The sequence below is a fragment of the Asticcacaulis sp. P2_B1 genome, assembly GCF_056404915.1.
The window spans coordinates 228,515-246,809 of record NZ_JBFUDD010000005.1 but is presented as its reverse complement, the minus strand read 5'-3'; the positions used below and the strand labels follow the sequence as shown (position 1 = coordinate 246,809).

The window sequence follows — 18,295 nt, the reverse complement described above, 5'->3', positions numbered from 1 at the left end:
GTCACAAAAATTGACGTTTTTGCAACACTTTTTAAACGATTTCAAAAACGAACTCACTCAGATTGGGGCATTAAAATTAAACAAAATGAAATAAGAAATAGGAAAAAATGTAACAAAATCAATGTAAATGATTAAAATAGAACAATATTTCTAGAATAAACAAAATAAACGAAATTTTACATTTGAATTAATCGCCACAAATACGCTATTACACAGCCACGGCCCCGACTAGAATAAGTATATAACAAATTAATATAAACTACTTGCATTTCTCAGAATAATTCCAACTATACAATACTATCTATTTTGCAATATGAGGATTTTGAGGATTTTTAAATTTAATTTGCTACGATTTTGCCTTTTAGTATATAAAAATACAGCCGCTTTCGTGAGATTTGGGCTTTAAAAATGGTATTCAAAACCTAAAAAATGGCTATCCTAAGTTCGCCCAGCCCCTGATCCAGCTGCTTTTGGCACATGGCAATACGGGCCAAGGTCATATCAAATGCGACATCTTTGGCGATTTAGCAATACCAATCCAAGGCCAACCATGCTCGCCCGGTCGAATCGCCATTTTGGCCTCTCCGACCGGTCTATCCATTGCAGGAGTTTTCAGAGTGTTATTCTCCGACGTATTGCCGTCMTTAAAAGAAAACGACCCAGCTCCGCTTTATCTTCAATTGCAGCGCATATTGCGTGACGCCATTCTCCAACAAGCGCTGACCGAAAACGACGCCCTGCCGACAGAGCGCGATCTCGCCCGGGAATACCGCTTGTCGCGGATAACCGTGCGCAAGGCGTTGGATGGTTTGGTGGAGGAAGGGCTCGTCACGCGCCGCCGCGGCGCGGGCACCTTCGTCGCCAGCCGGGTGGAAAAGAACTTCTCCATCCTGTCGTCCTTCAGCGAGGACATGCGCTCGCGCGGGCGCCGGCCGCACAGCGTGTGGGTCAGTCGCGCCATAGGCACCGTCAATCCTGAGGAGGCTATGTCACTCAACCTGTCTCCCGGCTCGAAGGTTTATCGCTTCCAGCGCCTGCGCTATGCCGACGACACCACGATGGCGCTCGAGATGTCGACCATACCGGATTACTGCTTGCCGTCGCTCGAATGCGTCGGCGACTCGCTTTATGACGCGCTGGAGCAGGCAGGCCACCGCCCTTTACGCGCCCTGCAGCGGTTGCGCGCGGTTTCCTTTACCGCGGAACAAGCCGGCTATCTGGGGATTGCCACAGGCGCTTCGGGACTGTTTATCGAACGGCGCGGCTTCCTGCGTGACGGCCGCGCCGCAGAATATACCCAATCCTATTACCGCGGCGACGCCTATGATGTCGTCGCCGAACTCACCACCATGAGCTAAGACCAACATGACTCCTGCCAGCCTGCCAAAGATGGCGACCTCCATGCCGCGCCGGATCGTCATTGTCGGCGGCGGCACCGCCGGATGGATGTCTGCTGCCCTGCTCGCCCGCATGACCCAGGGCAAGCTCGGCGAGATTACCCTGATCGAATCGGAACAAATCGGCACGATCGGCGTCGGTGAAGCCACCATCCCCTATATTATCGACTTCAACCGCCTTCTCGGCATCGATGAAGCCGATTTCGTCCGTCAGACCAAAGCGACCTTCAAGCTCGGCATCGAGTTCCACAATTGGACCCGGCTTGGTCATCGCTACATGCACCCGTTCGGTTCTATTGGCGCCCCCATCGGACGTACGGCCTTCCAACACTATCTCACCAAGCGCAGGCTGGCCGGTCACGTAGAGGACTTCGAGACCTATTCCTTGTGCTGCATGGCATCGCGCCTTAACCGTTTTTCGCCGCCACCGCCGGACAGCCGCTCGGTGCTGTCCACCCTGGGCTATGCCTATCATTTCGACGCCGGTCTTTATGCCGCTTATCTGCGTCGTTATGCCGAAGCCCGCGGGGTTAAACGCGTTGAAGGCAAAATCATAAAAGTTAACCAACATCCCGAAAGCGGCTTCGTTCAGTCTCTGCAACTTGACAACGGAGAGGACGTGTCCGGGGACCTGTTTCTCGATTGCTCAGGGCTTTCCGGGCTGCTGATCGAGAAAACCCTGCATAGTGGATTTGACGACTGGAGCGCCTTTCTACCTTGCAGTAGCGCCGCCTTTGTCCCAAGCGAGAGAGTCGCCCCCCTCACCCCTTACACGCGCTCCACGGCCCATACAGCGGGCTGGCAATGGCGCATTCCGTTGCAGCATCGCATCGGTAACGGCCACGTCTTCTCATCGGTCTATATGGGCGACGACGAAGCCGCCGGCATCCTGCTGAAACACCTGGACAGCCCTGCCCTCGCCGACCCCAAATTCGTCCGCTTCACGACCGGCCGTCGTAAGTCGTTGTGGACCAAGAATGTCGTAGCTATCGGCCTGGCCGGCGGCTTTCTCGAGCCGCTGGAATCGACCAGCATCCATCTCATCCATTCCGGACTGATCAAGCTTCTGGATCTGTGGCCGGACGCCGAGTTCAGCCCGCTGGTCAGCGAGCAATATAATCGCGCCGTGGCAGCTGAATATGAAGCCATTCGCGACTTCCTCATCCTGCACTACAAGGCGACCGAGCGCGACGATTCGCCCTTCTGGCGCTATTGCAGGAACATGACCATCCCCGACAGCCTGACCTACAAGCTCGATCATTTCCGCACATCGGGGCGTATCGTACTGACCCGCGGCGACCTGTTTCAGCCGCCAAGCTGGCTGGCCGTCATGTTGGGGCAGAATATCCTGCCCACCGGCTATGACCCAATGGCGGATGTCGCCGATGAAGCCACGGTCGTCGCGCAGTTCGACGCCATGCGCACCGCTATCGCCGAAGCTGCCCGCGCCATGCCGGACCACGCGGCCTATTTTCCGAAATAGCTGTTCGCCGCGCCGCAAGCAGATTGGGCGCAGGTGTCCCGGCGACCATATGGAGGTGTTAAATTACCGCTTAATGCCAACCGCTTGTCATTCGGGCGCCGTTTTTTTGAAAAGAGCCTCCAACCACTCCGAATGGTCGTCCGACGCCGACCGCGTCACCGCCTCGACCATCGCGCAATTGAATGATATTTGCGGTAACGCGTTCACATCACCCAACTGGCGCGCGGACAAATCAGGACCAGCCCATGGCCATACCCGACTACGGCACCATCATTATCCGCGGCGCGCGCGAGAACAATCTCAAGAACGTCTCCCTCGATATTCCAAAGCGGCGGATTACGGTCTTTACCGGGGTGTCGGGCTCGGGCAAGTCCTCTCTGGTCTTCGGTACCATTGCTGCCGAAAGCCAAAGACTGATAAACGAAACCTATCCCGCCTTCGTGCAGCAGTTCATGCCGCATTACGGCCAGCCCGACGCCGACCTGCTGGAAAATATCTCGGCGGCCATCATCGTCGATCAGCAACGCCTGGGCGGTAATACGCGCTCGACGGTAGCTACCGTGACCGACGCCGCCCAGATGTTGCGGGTGCTGTTCTCACGCCTCGCCGAACCCCGCCTGCCGGCGCCGGGCTATTATTCCTATAACGATCCGCGCGGCATGTGCACGGAGTGCGAAGGCATAGGCCAGGTCGCCGCCATGGACATGACCGCCGTGGTCGACGAGAGCAAGTCCTTGAAAGGCGGCGCCTTGCTGGCCAAGGGGTTCGAGGTCGATACTTGGTGGTGGTCGACCTATGCCCGCTCAGGCATGTTCGATATCGACAAACCGATCCGGGACTATACGGCGGAGGAACGCGCCAACCTCTTCCACCTCGATGATGGCCGCAAGATCAAGGTCGACAAGATCAACCTGACCTATATGGGCCTGGTGCCGAAGCTCAAACAATCCCTGGGCAGCAAGGATCCCGAGAGCCTGCAGCCGCATGTCCGCGTCGAATACGACAAGATCTTTACCCGCGCCACCTGCCCGGCCTGCCAGGGCGCGCGGCTGAACCAGGCGGCGCTGGGCAGCCTGGTCGAGGGCCACAATATCGCCGAGTTGTCGGCCATGCAGGTGAGTGAGCTGGCCAAGCTGGTGCGCGGTATCATGGCGCCACAGGTCGGACCGATGCTGGCGGCCCTGGCGGCGCGGCTGGATAATCTCGTCACCATCGGCTTGGGCTATCTGTCGCTCGATCGCGAAAGCTCGACCCTGTCCGGCGGCGAAAGCCAGCGCGTCAAGATGGTGCGCCATTTGGGCTCATCCTTGACCGACATCACCTATGTCTTCGACGAGCCGTCGGTCGGCCTGCACCCCCACGATGTCGGGCGGCTGGCCGGGTTGATGCAGCAGTTGCGCGACAAGGGCAATACGGTGCTGATCGTCGAGCACAAGCCGGCCATGATCGCCATCGCCGATCACGTAGTCGACATGGGGCCGTTCGCCGGCACCAAGGGCGGTGAACTGGTCTATGAGGGCGATTTTGCCGGGCTTTTGACGTCTGGCACGCTCACCGGCAACCACATGAACAAATATCAGCCAATCAAGGACAAGGTGAGAAAGCCAACCGGCGAGCTGAAGATCGCCCATGCCAGGCTCAACAATCTCAAGGACGTCTCGGTCGATATCCCAAAGGGCGTCCTGACCGTCATTTCAGGCGTCGCCGGCTCGGGTAAGTCGTCGCTCATCCAGGGTTGCTTGCCCGAGGCGTATCCCGACACCATCATTATCGACCAGAACCTGGCGCGCGGCTCGCGACGGTCCAATACGGCGACCTATACCGGCATTTTGGACAATGTGCGCAAGGCCTTCGCCAAGGCCAACGGCGTCGACGCCGGGCTATTCTCGGCCAATTCCAAGGGGGCGTGCCCGGATTGTAACGGCCTGGGCGTGATCTATACCGACCTCGCCCATCTCGATCCCATGGTGACGGCGTGCGAGACCTGTTTCGGCAAGCGCTTTACCGCCGAGGTGCTGGAACACAAGCTGCGCGGCAAGTCGATCAGCGATGTCTATGAAATGAGCGTGGCCGATGCCGTGGCGTTTTTTACCGAGCCCGCGATCGCCAGGGTTCTGCAAGGGCTCGACGATGTCGGCCTGGGCTATCTGACGCTGGGCCAACCGCTGTCGACCCTGTCGGGCGGCGAACGCCAGCGCCTGAAACTGGCGGCCGAGTTGGGCAAGAAGGGCAACATCTATGTCCTCGATGAGCCGACAACCGGTCTGCACATGAACGACGTCGATACCCTGATCGGACTGTTCGACCGGCTTGTCGACGCCGGCTCATCGGTCATCGTCATCGAGCACAATCTCGACGTCATTTCGCGAGCTGACTGGGTGATCGATATGGGCCCCGGCGCCGGCCACGACGGCGGCACGGTGCAGTTCGAGGGCATGCCGGGCGACCTGGCGAAATCGGACACTCTTACCGGCCGCTATCTGGCGCAGCGCTTCTAACTCTAGGCCCGGATCAGGGTTGGGCCGCCGCCGGGCAGAACCACCAACATGAAAAAGAACTGTTCGATACTGGCGACCACCGTCTTGAACTTCTGCAGGTCGACCGGTTTGACGATATAGGCATTGGCATGCTGGCCATAGCTGCCGCTGATATCGGCCTCGGATTCGGAGCTCGACAGGATGATGACCGGAATATTGCGCAGCTTGTCGTCGGCCTTGATGATGGCCAGCAACTCCTGACCGCTCATGCGCGGCAGGTTAAGATCGAGCAGGATCATGTCCGGCCGCCGCTTGCCGGCATGGTCACCCTCGCCACGCAGGACTTCGAGCGCCTTTTCGGCGGTTTCGACCACGGTCAGGTTGTTTTCGATCTGTGCGTCGCGAAAAGCGCGCGATGCCAACAGAACGTCGCCGCGATTGTCCTCGACCAGCAATATCTCGGCCGGGCGGCCTTCACGTATCAACAGATTGGGCATGATAGGCTCTCCGCAAGTTTAGCCGCGTGGCTTGGGCAGGGTGAAATAAAAGGTGCTCCCCTCGCCCGGTTTGGATTCGACCCAGATACGGCCGCCGTGGGTGTCGGTAATCTTTTTGCATACAGCCAGACCCAGGCCGCTGCCGGCGACAGCTTCCCAGGTATGCAGGCGGCGAAACGGCTCGAATATCTGCCCGGTGAAGGCCGCTTCGATGCCGGCGCCATTGTCACGCACCGAAAAAAGCCAGGCCTCGGTCTGATCGGTGACGCCGATATGGATGAGCGGTTGGCGACCCTTGGGCTGAAACTTGATGGCATTGCTGATCAGATTCTGCATCAGCCGCATCAGCTGGACGGCGTGCCCCCTGACGACCGGCAGTTCGTCATGAGTGATGCGCGCCTGGCTGGCCTCGACCATCTGGCTGAGATTGATCAGGACATGGTCGAGTTCGGCGCCCATATCGACGGCTGTAAACGTGCGCGCTTCCTGGCCCAGGCGAGCATAGTCGAGCAGGTCCTGGACCATGTCGCGCATGCGCATGGCGCTGTCGCCGACGATGCGGAGATATTCCTTGCCGTCGTCGTCCAGCTTGTCGGCATAGTCGGTGGCGACGATCTGGCTGAAGTTCAGCACCATACGCAGAGGCTCCTGCATGTCGTGTGACGCGACATAGGCGAAGCGCTCCAGTTCGGTATTGGATTCGGTCAGGCGGTCGAGCAGCTTCTGGCGGCTCTCTTCCGCCTGTTTATGGCGGGTGATGTCGCGGACGATGCCTGAGAAATGACGGACGCCGTCGATCGTAAAGGCGCTGACCGACAGATCGATCGGGAACACCGTGCCGTCCTTGCGCCGCGCCATGGCTTCACGGCCGGAGGTTCCGATAATCTTCGCTTCTCCGGTGGCGATATAGTGGCTGAGATAGCCGTCGTGTTCGGTGTGGTACGGGTCGGGCATCAATATCTTGACATTGCGCCCCATGACTTCGTCAGGACGATAGCCGAAAATGCTGACGCAGGCGGCGTTAAAGCTTTCGATGGCGCCGCTTTCATCTATGGTGATGATGCCGTCCAGGACATTGTCGACGACAGCGCCCAACTCGACCCGGCCACGCTCCTCGGTCCGGACGTAGAGCTCGGCCAGCTTGGCATTGGCGACTTCCAACTGACGGTTGGTCTCTTCCAATTTGGCATTGGCGGCCTCGAGCTGGGCGGGGCTGGGCAGGCTCAGCGCCTGGGGCAACAGGCGGACCATCATGACCAAGGTGGCGATCGACACCACGGCGGTCATCGCTTTGACCACACCTTCGAAATAGTAGTTGGGATGCCACAACACCCAGATGCTCAGGGCATGGGTAGTGCCGCACAGCAGGATAAAGGCACCGAACAGGACAAAGACCAGTTGGAACGGCAGGTCCTTGCGCTTATGGATGAAATACAGCAGCACCAACGGTATGCCGAGATAGGCCAGCATGATGCAGAGGTCGGACAGGACATGTAGCCACAGCACGTCGGGACGCCACAGAAAACAGTAGCCATGCGGCATGAAGTCATTGCCGGTCATGTTGTGATCCACCTGTGCCTCGCGGTCTGCGCACGTATTCGGCGCTCGGTTCCTGTTTTGGCGCGAATCGCCGGCGCTTACAAGCGTCATGGTTGCGGCAGAGGCTGAGATTACGGCCTCGTCATCACATGCGCGCCGATATCTGAAAGTGCTTGCGGCGCTGTCCCGTCCTGTGGCACCCTTCGCTTTGCGCCCACAAGTCTTCCGGAAGATTCCCGCCGCATGAGTAAGCTCACCGAACGCGCCCGCAGCGCTCAAGTCCTGTTGATCGAAGACAATCGGGGAGACGCCGTCCTGACAAAGCGCGCTTTCAAGCGCGCCAAGATCGCCAGTGATATCGTCGTCGCCGAAACCGGTGAAAAGGGCCTGAGTATACTGCGCCGCGAAGGTGAACATGCGGAGGCCGTACGGCCGGACCTGATCCTGCTCGACCTCAACCTGCCCTATATGCGCGGCCAGGATTTCCTGTCGACCGTCAAGGACGACCCGTCGTTGCGGCGCATCCCGGTCATCGTTCTCAGCAGCTCAAGCGCTGACAATGACGTCACGGGCTGCTATGACCGTCATGCCAACGGCTATATCACCAAGCCGATCAGCACCGATACGTTCGATGAAGTCATCAGCCGTATCGAACATTACTGGTTCAGCCTGATGCAATTGCCACCCGACGAACCGACACCGCGATTTTCCTAAGCAGGCATGGGCTTCGACTGCTTCCACACCGGGCGGTTTGGCAAAATCAACAATTGACCGTCAGCGCGCCTTGCGGATCGTCAGATTGACGCGCCGGCGGCCGACGTCCGGATGCACACCGTCTTTCAAGGTCAAAACCCCGTGATAGGCCATGCGCGAGGGCCCGCCCCACACGACGACATCGCCATGGTTTAAGGCAATCCGCTCGGTCGGCCCCGTTCGCGAAACGCCGCCGAATTGAAACACCGCAGGCAGGCCGAGCGACACCGAGACAATCGGCGCCGCCTTGTCGGTCTCGTTCAAATCCTGGTGCGACCCCATCTTGGCGCCAGGCGCGTAACGATTGATCAGGCAGCCGTCCGGAGCGAAGGCATAGCCGGCTTCCGCGGCGGCTGTGACCGCCAGTTCGCGCACCACCCGCGGCACCTCGGGCCATCTCATGCCCGTTACCGGGTCGGTATCCGTGTAGCGATAACCGCTGCGATCGGTCACCCAGCCCATGCCGCAATTGGTCATCGCCGCGGACATGGCGTGACCGCCCGGGGTGACCATGTGACGAAACGGCGCCGTTGCCTCTACGGTCGCTATGGCCGTCAGCAGATCGTGAACCCACCGCAGGGCGAAACCGCGCAGCACGCTCAGGCCGTCGCGCTGCGGATCGGCCGGCGCGCCGAACAGGCTCAATTGTTCATCTTGCGACATCACACGCTTAATACCAAGCCCGTCTCCCGGCGGCAACCGGAGCGAACCACGTCAATGACAGGACAGATCGAATTTGCTGGCATGCCTTTCCAGTGGTCGCGGCAGGACGACCAGCATGAAAAAGTAGTGCTCAATCGCCGCCACCGCGTCCTTGAACGCCTCCATATCCATTGGCTTGACGATGTAGCCATTGGCGTAGAGGTCGTAGCTGCGCCGGACATCTTCCACGGATTCCGAACTGGACATGACGATAACCGGTATGTGTTTGAGCCTGGCATCGTTTTTTATCATTTCCAGCAAGTCCAGCCCGCTCATCCTGGGCAGTCGGATATCCAGCATGATAATGTCGGGCAAGACCTGGTCGGCATAGACCCCGACACCGCGCAACATGGACCATGCCTGTTCGCCAGAGCCGGCAAAGGTGAAGTGATTTTCGATCTGGCCGCTGCGGAAGGCCCGCAAGGCCAAGAGTTCGTCGCCGTGATTGTCTTCGACGAACATGATTTCGGCCTTGCGGCCTAAGCGTGGGTTCGGTGCCCCCATGGCCATACTCTCCGGGAAAGCGAGCAAAAACGGATCGAGAGCGACGCCTCGCCCCTTACCGTCAGGGTCAATCTGTTGCGTAAATAGCCATGGAATCGGGCAAGGTGACGCCCTTTTTCTGCCCCTGGTGAAACCCTGCCCGTCCAGGACGGCTTTACAGACATTTCAGATCATCTGCATTTCGAGACGACACTCTACCTATGCGCTCAATTTTCACAGTGGTCAATTGAATTAAAAAATCAAGGGGTTATAGCGGTTGCCCAGACGGTATCACGCTGCATCATGGAAAATGATGCCCAAGGCATGACGCCGGCCCGAGCGCAATCGGCTGACGCCATGGCGCATGGTAACGCGATAGCTGCCGCGCGAGCCCGCGACCGGGCGGTGATGGACCGCGAACACCACGGCATCGCCTTGTTCCAACGGCACGACCTCGGCCCGCGACTGCATGCGCGGCCTTTGTTCGGTCAGGACGAACTGGYCGCCGGTGAAGTCGCGTCCCGGCTGGGACAGCAGGACCGCCACCTGGAGCGGGAAGACGTGCTCGCCGTAGAGATCCTGATGCGGGCAATTATAGTCGCCCGGGCCATATTGCAGGAGTAAGGGCGTCGGGCGTTGCTGGCCGGCGGCATGGCATTGCGCCAGATAGTCGGCATGGTCGGCCGGGAAGCGCGCCTCCAGTTCCATCCGTTCCTGCCAGCGATTGGCGATGACGGCGAGCGGCAGATAGAGCTGGGCGCGCAGTTTTGTGACGACCTCCGGCAAAGGATAGGCGAAATATTTGTACTCGCCCTTGCCGAAACCGTGCCGGGCCATATGAACATGGCTGCGAAAGCCGTTGCCATCATACATACCGCTGAGCATGGAACAGGTTTCCGGCTTCAGCAATCCCGGTAAAACCGCGCAACCAAAGGCGTTGAGCTCGTCGTCAATCATTGCCCAATCAAGCACAGGCCGCTTCCTTGAGCAGCAGGGCGCGCTTGCGTTCAACGCCCCAGCGATAGCCTGAAAGCGACCCGTCGGTACGGACGACTCGGTGGCACGGAATGGCCACGGCCAGGGTATTGGCGGCACAGGCGCCGGCGACAGCGCGGACGGCCTTCGGATCGCCAATCTGTTGCGCTATATCGGCATAGCTCACCGTCATACCGGACGGTATGTCACGCAAGGCCTGCCAGACGCGCTGCTGGAAGGCGGTGCCGCGGATATCGAGCGGCAGGTCGCCGCCAAGGTTCGGCGCTTCGACCAAGCCGACGACGCGGGCGACCAGGGCCTCGAATTCGGCCTCTCCGCCGATCAGATTGGCGTTGGGGAAACGGTCCTGGACCTCGCGGACCAGGGCATCGGCATCGTCACCGATCGAAATGGCACAGACGCCCTTGTCGCTTTGGGCAACCAGAATGGCGCCCAGGGAACACTGTCCCAGGGCAAAGCGGATATCGGTATCGGCGCCACCGTTCTGAAACCGCTTCGGCGTCATGCCGAGAATACCGTTCGAGTTTTCATAGAACCGGCCGTTCGAGCCGAAGCCGGCGTCGTACAAGGCTGCCGTCACGCTCTCGCCGGATGACAGGCCTTCCCGCACCATTTTTGTCCGGTGCGCCGTGGCATAGGCCTTGGGTGTCACGCCGGTGGCGGCCTTGAAGACGCGATGGAAATGGTAGGGGCTAAGGTTGACGCGTCTGGCCAACTGTGCCAGGGACGGTTCTTCCTCGGCGTCCTCGATCCAGCGGCAGATATCCGCCATCATGGCCGCCTGAGCCGCTCTCAACGATTGATCCTTCGGCTTGCAGCGCAGGCAGGCGCGAAAGCCGGCAGCTTCGGCCGCTTCGCAACTGTCATGGAAGGCAACGTTTTCCGGCCGCGCCGGGCGGGCGGCACACGACGGCCGGCAATAGACACCGGTCGTCTTGACGCTGTAGACGAACTGGCCGTCAAGGCCAGCATCGCGCTTCGTAATCGCTTCCCAGCGCGGATCGGATGGAATGGTCGTGGGCATGGTGGTCATCATAGCCGCTCCTGTTCATATGGGCATCATGATTTGATCTGCCACCACCTTAGTCGCTGTCGATTCTGGTCGCACTCCGTCCCTTGCGGTCGAATTCGGAAAGATGGCCTGCCGGCAAAATGCCCTTAATAAAGCCCCATTCCCCATAGATTTTTTGCAGCTTCTTAAGGCACGCAAGCTAGAACACATGGGCGGCCGCCGCCGCACAGTTTCTGAGGGCTGTTCACATCTCCGCTAACAAAGCCACAACTGCGCCTGCCCGCTTCCCCTTTTTCCGGGGACTGAGCATCTTCGCCTGCTGGTTCGCCGTGACCGCCGCCCAAGCCCAGACCACGCCGGCTACTCCACCTACGAACACGCCGCCGGCCCAAACCGATATCATCACTGACGACGACTTCAACGCCGCCCTGCCGCCGCTGGATCAGACGACCGCGCCGCCAGCTGAAACCGCTCCAGAGACGCCTACTCCAGAGACGACTATTCCGATTCCGCCGGAAACTACGCCGGCAGCCCCGGTCACCACAGAGCAAACCCTGCCGCCCGTCACCACTGCCCAGGACCAAGAGCTCACCTCGCCCCTGCCCGGGCTGCAAGGATATGACGTCCAGCCCCTGCCCAGCATGGCCGCCGAACAGGCGCCGCCGACCATCACCTATATTACCGTCGTCGACGGCCTGCATGACGTCGACCTAAATGTCGACTTCAAACGCCTGTCCGCCCTGCAAATGGGCAAGGGCAAGGCCGTCAATATCGCCATGGTGCGCGCCCGCGCCACCGAGGACGAAGCCCTGATCCTCAGGCTCCTCCAATCGCGAGGCTATTATGATGGCATCGTCCAGACGACGGTCAGCAATGTGCCCGGCGTCACCGGCCAGGTCCAGGCCCATCTCATCGTTACCCCGGGCCCGCAATATAAGCTTGGTCTGGTCACCGCCGACAGCGATCCGATCCAGCCGCCAGACCTGATCCGCAATGCCTTCATGGTCAAGGCGGGCGATCCGATCATCGCCAACAATGTCCTTGCGTCCGAAGCCAATGTCAGCCTGACCCTGGCCAATAGCGGCTATCCCTTCGCCAAGCTCGGCGGCCGCGACATTCTGCTCGATCCCGCTGTCCAGACCGGCGACTATACGCTTAATGTGGATACCGGTGCCCGGTCACGCTTCGGCGGCTTCCAGACCGACGGCGATCTGGCCTTCGACGCTAAACATGTCGGCGTGCTCACACGCTTCAAGAAGGGCGACCTCTACGACAATCGCCAGGTCGACGATCTGCGCCAGGCCCTGACCGCCACTGGCCTGTTCAGCAGCGTTGCCGTCGAGGCCGTGCCGACAACCGAAAAGGCCGACGACGGCACGCAATATGTCGACCTCCTCGTCCACCAGCAAAAGGGCCCGTCGCGGACGATCGCCGGCACGCTCGGCTATTCGACCGGCGAAGGCTTCACCGCCACCGCCGGCTGGCAGGACCGCAACCTCTTCCCGCCGGAAGGCGCACTGATTTTCACCGGCGCGCTCGGCACCCAGGAACAGGCGCTGTCGGCGACCTTCCGCCGCTCCAACGACCATCGCCGCGACCGCACCACCCAACTGGCGACCAGCCTGTCGCACAATGTCTATGACGCCTATGACGCCAATACGTTCAGCATCTCGGGCTCACGCTCCCTGGTGTCGACGCCTTTATGGCAAAAGGTGTGGACCTGGTCCTACGGCGTCGAACTCCTGGCGACCCAGGAAATTTCCGCCGATCTGACCAGCGGCAATACCGCACGCAACATCCGCACCCTCTATTACCTGGCCGATACGCCGATCAAGATCGGTTACGATCGCACCAACGACCTCCTCAATCCCGCCAAGGGCTTTCGTCTCGGCGTCCAGACGACACCGGAAGTGGCGCTCGGCGGCGGCGGTTCGCCCAATGTCAAAACCATCCTCGACGGCAGCTATTACCACGCCCTCAATGCCCAGTCCGTCATCGCCGCACGTGTTCGCTTAGGCTTCCAGGTCGGCGCCAAGCTGGAAAATATCGCGCCGTCACGGCGCCTGTTCGCTGGCGGCGGCGGCTCGGTGCGCGGCTACGCCTATCAGGGCCTGGGACCGCAAGACGCCAATGGCGATCCGACCGGGGGACTAAGCGTCTTTGAGGCCTCGATCGAATACCGCTACCGCTTCGGCGATTTCGGCATCGTACCCTTTATCGATATCGGCCAGGCCTACGCGACAACGACGCCTGGTTTCTCGGATATGCATGCCGGCATCGGCGTCGGCGGCCGGCTCTATACCAATTTCGGCCCGATCCGCATCGATGTCGCCACGCCACTGGTTCGCGACAAGGGCGATCCGATCATCGCCCTCTATGTCGGCATAGGGCAGGCGTTCTGATGGCGCGCAAACCCCGACAGACGGGCAAGAAACCGCCCATGCCCGCGGCACCCGAGGACGGTGACCAACCGCGCGCCGGCCGCCCGGAGCGCAAGCCGAAACCTGAGACCGTTCCCGGACCGGAACCCCAGGCGCCACCTCCGCCGCGCGATATGCGCTCGTGGCTGAAACGCGAATGGGACCGTCTCGACTGGTCGGCGTTTTCGTGGCGCGGCGTTGCTATCAATATCACCGGCATCATCGTCACCGTTCTCGTTATTGTTGGCGTCTTCCTGACCAGCCTCAATACACCCATCGGCCGGCGCATCCTGATCCAGTACGCCACCGGCCTGAAGCTCAATTCCGGGTTAAAAATCGGCATCGACAGCCTCGATGGCTCGCTATACGGCGACATGACCATCCACGGCCTGAAACTCTACGACCCCAAGGGCGTCTTTCTACAGAGCGATCTGGTCCATCTCAACTGGCATCCGTTCGGCTATCTCGGCAAGCATATCGACATTGTCGACCTGTCCAGCCCCAGGGTCGAGATGCTGCGCCGGCCGAAGTTCAACCCGTCCCAGGACCAGAAACAGACCGGCTCGCTCCTCCCCGACCTGAAGATCGACGTCAGCCGCGTTAAGTTCGACCTGATCCAACTCGATCAGCCCGTGCTCGGCACCGCCTATAATCTCAATCTCGACGGCGCCGCCCATATCCTGCACAAGCAGCTCAACATCACCGCCAATGCCGGCAGCGACAAGGGCGACCGGCTGAACGTCCTGCTCAATGCCGCGCCCGACAAGAACCGGCTCGATATCCAGGCCGACCTGATCGCCCCGCAAGCCGGCGTGGTCGCCGCGCTCGCCCATGTCGACAAACCCATGACGGCCCGCATCAACGGCCAAGGCAGTTGGAGCTTCTGGCAAGGCCAGGCGACGGCCAATCTCGGCGAAGACAACCTGCTGGGCCTGGCCGTCACCGCGCGCGACGGCGTCTTCCAGGTCAAGGGCGACACCCATCCCGACCGCCTGGTGAACATGGGATCGACCGTCCTCCTGCAGCCGGCCGTCGCCGTCGACCTCACCGCGACCATGAAGAACCGCGCCCTCGACAGCCAGTTGAAACTATCGTCGCGCGCCATGGCCGTCACGGCCGACGGTGTTGTCGATTTCGCCGCCAACAGTTTCCACAATCTCCAGGTCCATGCCCGTCTGCTCGATCCGCGCGCGCTCGGCAGCGACATCACCACTGACGACTTGCGTGCCGACCTGCTGCTCGACGGCGCCATGAAGACGCCACGCATCGACTACGACATCAAGGCGACGCGTTTCGCCGTCGGCACGATCAAGCTCAGCGGATTGACCGCCAAGGGCAAGAGCCGCGTGGCCGAGGACAAGGTCACCATCCCGCTCAATGCCCAACTCGTTGCCTTAAGTGGCATCAATGATCAGGTCGATCCTCTGCTCACCCACCTCAAGCTGGACGGCGACGTCACGATCGACAAGACCGGCCACCTCAGCAGCAACACCCTCCACCTGAACTCCGATCGCGTGAAGGCCAGCGGCACCTTGAGCGGCAGCGTGACCGACAGCAACTACGCCGCCAAGGTCAAGGCCGCGCTCAACAGTTACGAGATCAAAGACGTCGGCACGGTCAATGTCACCACCGAAGCCACTGTCGTCCTGACCAACTGGCATCCCTCGGTGACTGGCACCATGGCCGCCCAGACGACGAAAATCAGCAATAAGGGCGTGGCCGACTTCCTCGGCGGCAATGCCAGGATCACCGGCGGCTACGCCTACGGCCAGAACGGCGTCTTTTCCATCCACCACGTCGCCGGCAAGGCGCCGGACTTCACCCTGCTTAATGCCGATGGTTCGATTACCGCCAAGGGCGCCATCGCCCTGAAAGCCACGGCGGAATCCGTCAAATACGGCCCGCTTGACGCTGTCGCTTCGGGCACGCTCGATGCGCCCCAGGCCGTGCTCCACGCCCCTCGTCCCGGCCTCGGCGCCGGCATAGCCGACGTCACCGCCAATCTGGCGACGGCGCCGCAAGGCTATCTCATAAAGGCGACCGGCCAAAGCAGCTATGGCCCCTTCTCGGCCGATACCCTCATTCATACCGGCGCGCCCCTGGTCATCGATATCCATCAAGCCGAGTTCGCCGGCATCAACACAGCCGGCACTATCACCCAATCGGCGGCAGGCCCCTTCACCGGCACGCTCAGCCTCTTCGGTTCCGGCCTCACCGGCACGGCCATCTTGCAAAATGCCGGCGGCATCCAGGGCGCCACGGTCAATGCCTTGGGCAATGACGTCAACCTCCCCGGCGATGTCAAAGTCCATATCGGCCGCGCCATCATCGCCGCCACCGTCGTGCTGCGCGACCAGCCGCAAATCAATGCCGACGTCCAGGCGGCCGACGTCAAATATGCCGATTTCGCGTTGTCGACCGCCCGCGCCAAGGTCGTCATGGCGGGCACCACCGGCACCATTCAGGCCGTCGCTCATGGCCAGACCGCCGTACCGTTCAATCTCGCTGTCAACGGCACGATCGCGCCCAATCTCTATACCTTCCAGGCCCAGGGCGACGCCAACGGCATCCCGCTCCATCTCGACCACGCCGCCCGTGTGACGCGCTCGGGCAATGACTGGGTGCTGGCGCCCGTCACCGTCGTCATGGATCAAGGCAAGGTCGACCTCGCCGGCCGCTTCGGCGCCGACCTCAAAGTCCAGGCGCGTCTCAACAATATGGATTTGTCGGTCGCCAACCTGATCAAGAACGATCTCGGCATCGCCGGTACCGCCGACGGCGCCGTCGATTTCAGCCAAACCGGTGACGGCTATCCGACCGCCCACGCCTCGCTCAAGATCGACAACTTCTCGCGCTCCAGCGCCGCCGTCGCCTCGACCCCGGTCAGCCTGGTCGTCGACGCCCAGCTCAATCCCAATCTCAGCCCGCAAAGCAATTATGTCCACGCCATCGTCCGTCAAGGCGGAAATGTCGTCGGCCGCATCCAGGCCGATCTGTCGCCGTCGTCTGCCGGTCCGTGGATCAACCGTATTATGAATGCCGGCCTGTCCGGCGGCGTGCGCTATAACGGCCCCGCCGCCGTGCCCTTTTCGCTCACCGGCATGGCGCGCCAGCAACTGACCGGCGCCGTTGCCCTGGCGGCCGACTTCTCCGGCCAGGTCTCGGCCCCGCGCCTCAACGGCGTCGTCAAGTCGACCGCCATGACCTATGACAACGAAGTCTTCGGCACGCGCGTCAGCAATATCGCGCTGGACGGCCATTTCACCAATGACCGCCTCGAAGTCACCAGCTTCTCAGGCAATGCCGGCGACGGCACGATCAAGGGCTCGGGCTGGCTGTCCCTGGCCGCCGATCAACACTTTCCCATGAAGCTGCACGCCGACCTCAACAATGCCCGCCTGGCGCGCTCGGATTCGATCAATTCCATCGTCTCCGGCACGCTCGACGTCACCAACAATAACGATACCGGCGCCACCATCGCCGGCGATCTGCGCCTGCCGCAGCTGAAGTACCAGGTCGTCCGCCAATCAGCCGCCGAGGTCAACGTGCTGGACGGCGTCCGCCGCAAGGGTGTCGACACCAAACCGCAATTGAGCACCGACGCCGCCATCCCCAGCCAGTGGAAGCTCGACATCCGCGCCCGCGCGCCGAACCAGATCTTCGTCTCCGGCATGGGGCTCGATTCCGAATGGTCGATGGACCTGCGCATCCAGGGCACAACCACGGCGCCGCGCGTCGTCGGCCTGATGAAGGTCATCCGCGGCAATTACACCTTCGCCGGCCGATCCTTCGATCTCGACAAAGGCACCATCACCTTCGACGGTGGCCCGCTGACCGATCCGGACATCTCCCTGCAAGCCTCGGCCGATATCAATGAGGTCACCGGCATCATCAAGGTCTCGGGCACGGCGCAACGGCCCGACATCGCCTTCTCGTCGACCCCATCCCTGCCCCAGGATGAAGTCCTGTCGCGCATGTTGTTCGGCGAAAGCGTCGCCAACATCTCCGCCACCGAAGCCCTGCAACTGGCCTCGGCCGTCAATGGCCTGAACGGCGGCACCGATTATCTCAACCCGTTGGGCGCCCTGCGCTCGGCGACCGGCATCGACCGGCTGAGAGTAGTCGGCGCCGACACCGCCACCGGCCGCGGCACCTCACTGGCCGCCGGCAAGTATCTGACCAACAATGTCTATGTCGAGATCGTCACCGACACCAAGGGCTTCACCGCCACTCAGTTGGAAGTAGCCCTGTCGCGCGCCCTGTCGATCCTGTCCCAAACCGGCAATGCCGGCACGGCCGTCAGCGTAAAATACTCAAAGGACTACTAGGGCCGCAGGCCCTAGAACCCGATACTGACGCTTGGATAAGCCGGTTCACGATTTCGTTGTAAGCACCCGCTGATCATCGGGACGGTATGAAGCTAGGCCGCTATGATGCGGCGAAAATTATTAGCTCTTGAGCACCCGACGCGACGTGTACATGAGTACACGAGCAAGGGCGCGCAAAGAGATGATGATTTGCAGCCCATCAGAGTGG

The 18,295-nt window shown here is 60.8% G+C and carries 12 protein-coding genes; 6 read left to right on the top strand and 6 right to left on the bottom strand.

What is annotated here, in order from left to right:
• Window positions 1–617 precede the first annotated feature (617 nt).
• The 3 genes from AC1DX3_RS14370 to AC1DX3_RS14360 all read left to right on the top strand — a co-directional run bounded on the left by AC1DX3_RS14370 (window position 618) and on the right by AC1DX3_RS14360 (window position 5,378).
• Complete coding sequence (locus AC1DX3_RS14370) at window positions 618–1,358, top strand: GntR family transcriptional regulator (protein WP_476989999.1); 741 nt, start codon at window positions 618–620, stop codon at window positions 1,356–1,358.
• 7 nt (window positions 1,359–1,365) lie between these two features.
• Window positions 1,366–2,880: a tryptophan halogenase family protein gene (locus AC1DX3_RS14365; RefSeq protein ID WP_476989998.1), complete on the top strand. Its 1,515-nt coding sequence runs from the start codon at window positions 1,366–1,368 to the stop codon at window positions 2,878–2,880.
• Window positions 2,881–3,125: 245 nt separating this feature from the next.
• Entirely contained in the window at window positions 3,126–5,378 is a 2,253-nt protein-coding gene (locus AC1DX3_RS14360) for an ATP-binding cassette domain-containing protein (RefSeq protein WP_476989997.1), read from the top strand.
• Between the two features lie 2 nt (window positions 5,379–5,380).
• On the opposite strand, the gene AC1DX3_RS14355 is transcribed toward AC1DX3_RS14360, so the two are convergent.
• Together AC1DX3_RS14355 and AC1DX3_RS14350 are read right to left on the bottom strand one after the other, a co-directional pair.
• On the bottom strand, window positions 5,381–5,854 hold the full coding sequence (locus AC1DX3_RS14355; RefSeq protein ID WP_476989996.1) for a response regulator: 474 nt from the start codon (window positions 5,852–5,854) through the stop codon (window positions 5,381–5,383).
• Between the two features lie 18 nt (window positions 5,855–5,872).
• Complete coding sequence (locus AC1DX3_RS14350) at window positions 5,873–7,414, bottom strand: sensor histidine kinase (protein WP_476989995.1); 1,542 nt, start codon at window positions 7,412–7,414, stop codon at window positions 5,873–5,875.
• A gap of 222 nt (window positions 7,415–7,636) precedes the next feature.
• On the opposite strand from AC1DX3_RS14350, the gene AC1DX3_RS14345 reads away from it, so the two are divergent.
• Complete coding sequence (locus AC1DX3_RS14345; RefSeq protein ID WP_476989994.1) at window positions 7,637–8,107, top strand: response regulator; 471 nt, start codon at window positions 7,637–7,639, stop codon at window positions 8,105–8,107.
• 60 nt (window positions 8,108–8,167) lie between these two features.
• On the opposite strand, the gene alkB is transcribed toward AC1DX3_RS14345, so the two are convergent.
• From alkB to ada, 4 genes are all read right to left on the bottom strand, one after another.
• Entirely contained in the window at window positions 8,168–8,809 is a 642-nt protein-coding gene (gene alkB, locus AC1DX3_RS14340) for a DNA oxidative demethylase AlkB (protein WP_476989993.1), read from the bottom strand.
• A 51-nt stretch (window positions 8,810–8,860) separates the two neighbouring features.
• Window positions 8,861–9,352: a response regulator gene (locus tag AC1DX3_RS14335; RefSeq protein WP_476989992.1), complete on the bottom strand. Its 492-nt coding sequence runs from the start codon at window positions 9,350–9,352 to the stop codon at window positions 8,861–8,863.
• Window positions 9,353–9,622: 270 nt separating this feature from the next.
• On the bottom strand, window positions 9,623–10,288 hold the full coding sequence (locus AC1DX3_RS14330; RefSeq protein WP_476990020.1) for a 2OG-Fe(II) oxygenase: 666 nt from the start codon (window positions 10,286–10,288) through the stop codon (window positions 9,623–9,625).
• A gap of 7 nt (window positions 10,289–10,295) precedes the next feature.
• Window positions 10,296–11,360, bottom strand: a complete 1,065-nt coding sequence (gene ada, locus AC1DX3_RS14325) for a bifunctional DNA-binding transcriptional regulator/O6-methylguanine-DNA methyltransferase Ada (RefSeq protein ID WP_476989991.1) — start codon at window positions 11,358–11,360, stop codon at window positions 10,296–10,298.
• 308 nt (window positions 11,361–11,668) lie between these two features.
• On the opposite strand from ada, the gene AC1DX3_RS14320 reads away from it, so the two are divergent.
• Together AC1DX3_RS14320 and AC1DX3_RS14315 are read left to right on the top strand one after the other, a co-directional pair.
• Complete coding sequence (locus AC1DX3_RS14320; RefSeq protein ID WP_476989990.1) at window positions 11,669–13,741, top strand: BamA/TamA family outer membrane protein; 2,073 nt, start codon at window positions 11,669–11,671, stop codon at window positions 13,739–13,741.
• A gap of 38 nt (window positions 13,742–13,779) precedes the next feature.
• The gene (locus AC1DX3_RS14315; protein ID WP_476989989.1) at window positions 13,780–18,087 is read left to right on the top strand and encodes a translocation/assembly module TamB domain-containing protein; all 4,308 of its coding nucleotides are present in this window, start codon (window positions 13,780–13,782) and stop codon (window positions 18,085–18,087) included.
• Window positions 18,088–18,295 lie beyond the last annotated feature (208 nt).

What these genes read in the sequence shown, in the direction of transcription:
- AC1DX3_RS14365 (WP_476989998.1), top strand. Translation starts at nt 1,366, where the DNA reads ATGACTCCTGCCAGCCTGCCAAAGATGGCGACCTCCATGCCGCGCCGG.
- ada (WP_476989991.1), bottom strand. Translation starts at nt 11,360, where the DNA reads ATGACCACCATGCCCACGACCATTCCATCCGATCCGCGCTGGGAAGCG.
- AC1DX3_RS14355 (WP_476989996.1), bottom strand. Translation starts at nt 5,854, where the DNA reads ATGCCCAATCTGTTGATACGTGAAGGCCGCCCGGCCGAGATATTGCTG.
- AC1DX3_RS14350 (WP_476989995.1), bottom strand. Translation starts at nt 7,414, where the DNA reads ATGACCGGCAATGACTTCATGCCGCATGGCTACTGTTTTCTGTGGCGT.
- alkB (WP_476989993.1), bottom strand. Translation starts at nt 8,809, where the DNA reads ATGTCGCAAGATGAACAATTGAGCCTGTTCGGCGCGCCGGCCGATCCG.
- AC1DX3_RS14360 (WP_476989997.1), top strand. Translation starts at nt 3,126, where the DNA reads ATGGCCATACCCGACTACGGCACCATCATTATCCGCGGCGCGCGCGAG.
- AC1DX3_RS14345 (WP_476989994.1), top strand. Translation starts at nt 7,637, where the DNA reads ATGAGTAAGCTCACCGAACGCGCCCGCAGCGCTCAAGTCCTGTTGATC.
- AC1DX3_RS14315 (WP_476989989.1), top strand. Translation starts at nt 13,780, where the DNA reads ATGCCCGCGGCACCCGAGGACGGTGACCAACCGCGCGCCGGCCGCCCG.
- AC1DX3_RS14335 (WP_476989992.1), bottom strand. Translation starts at nt 9,352, where the DNA reads ATGGGGGCACCGAACCCACGCTTAGGCCGCAAGGCCGAAATCATGTTC.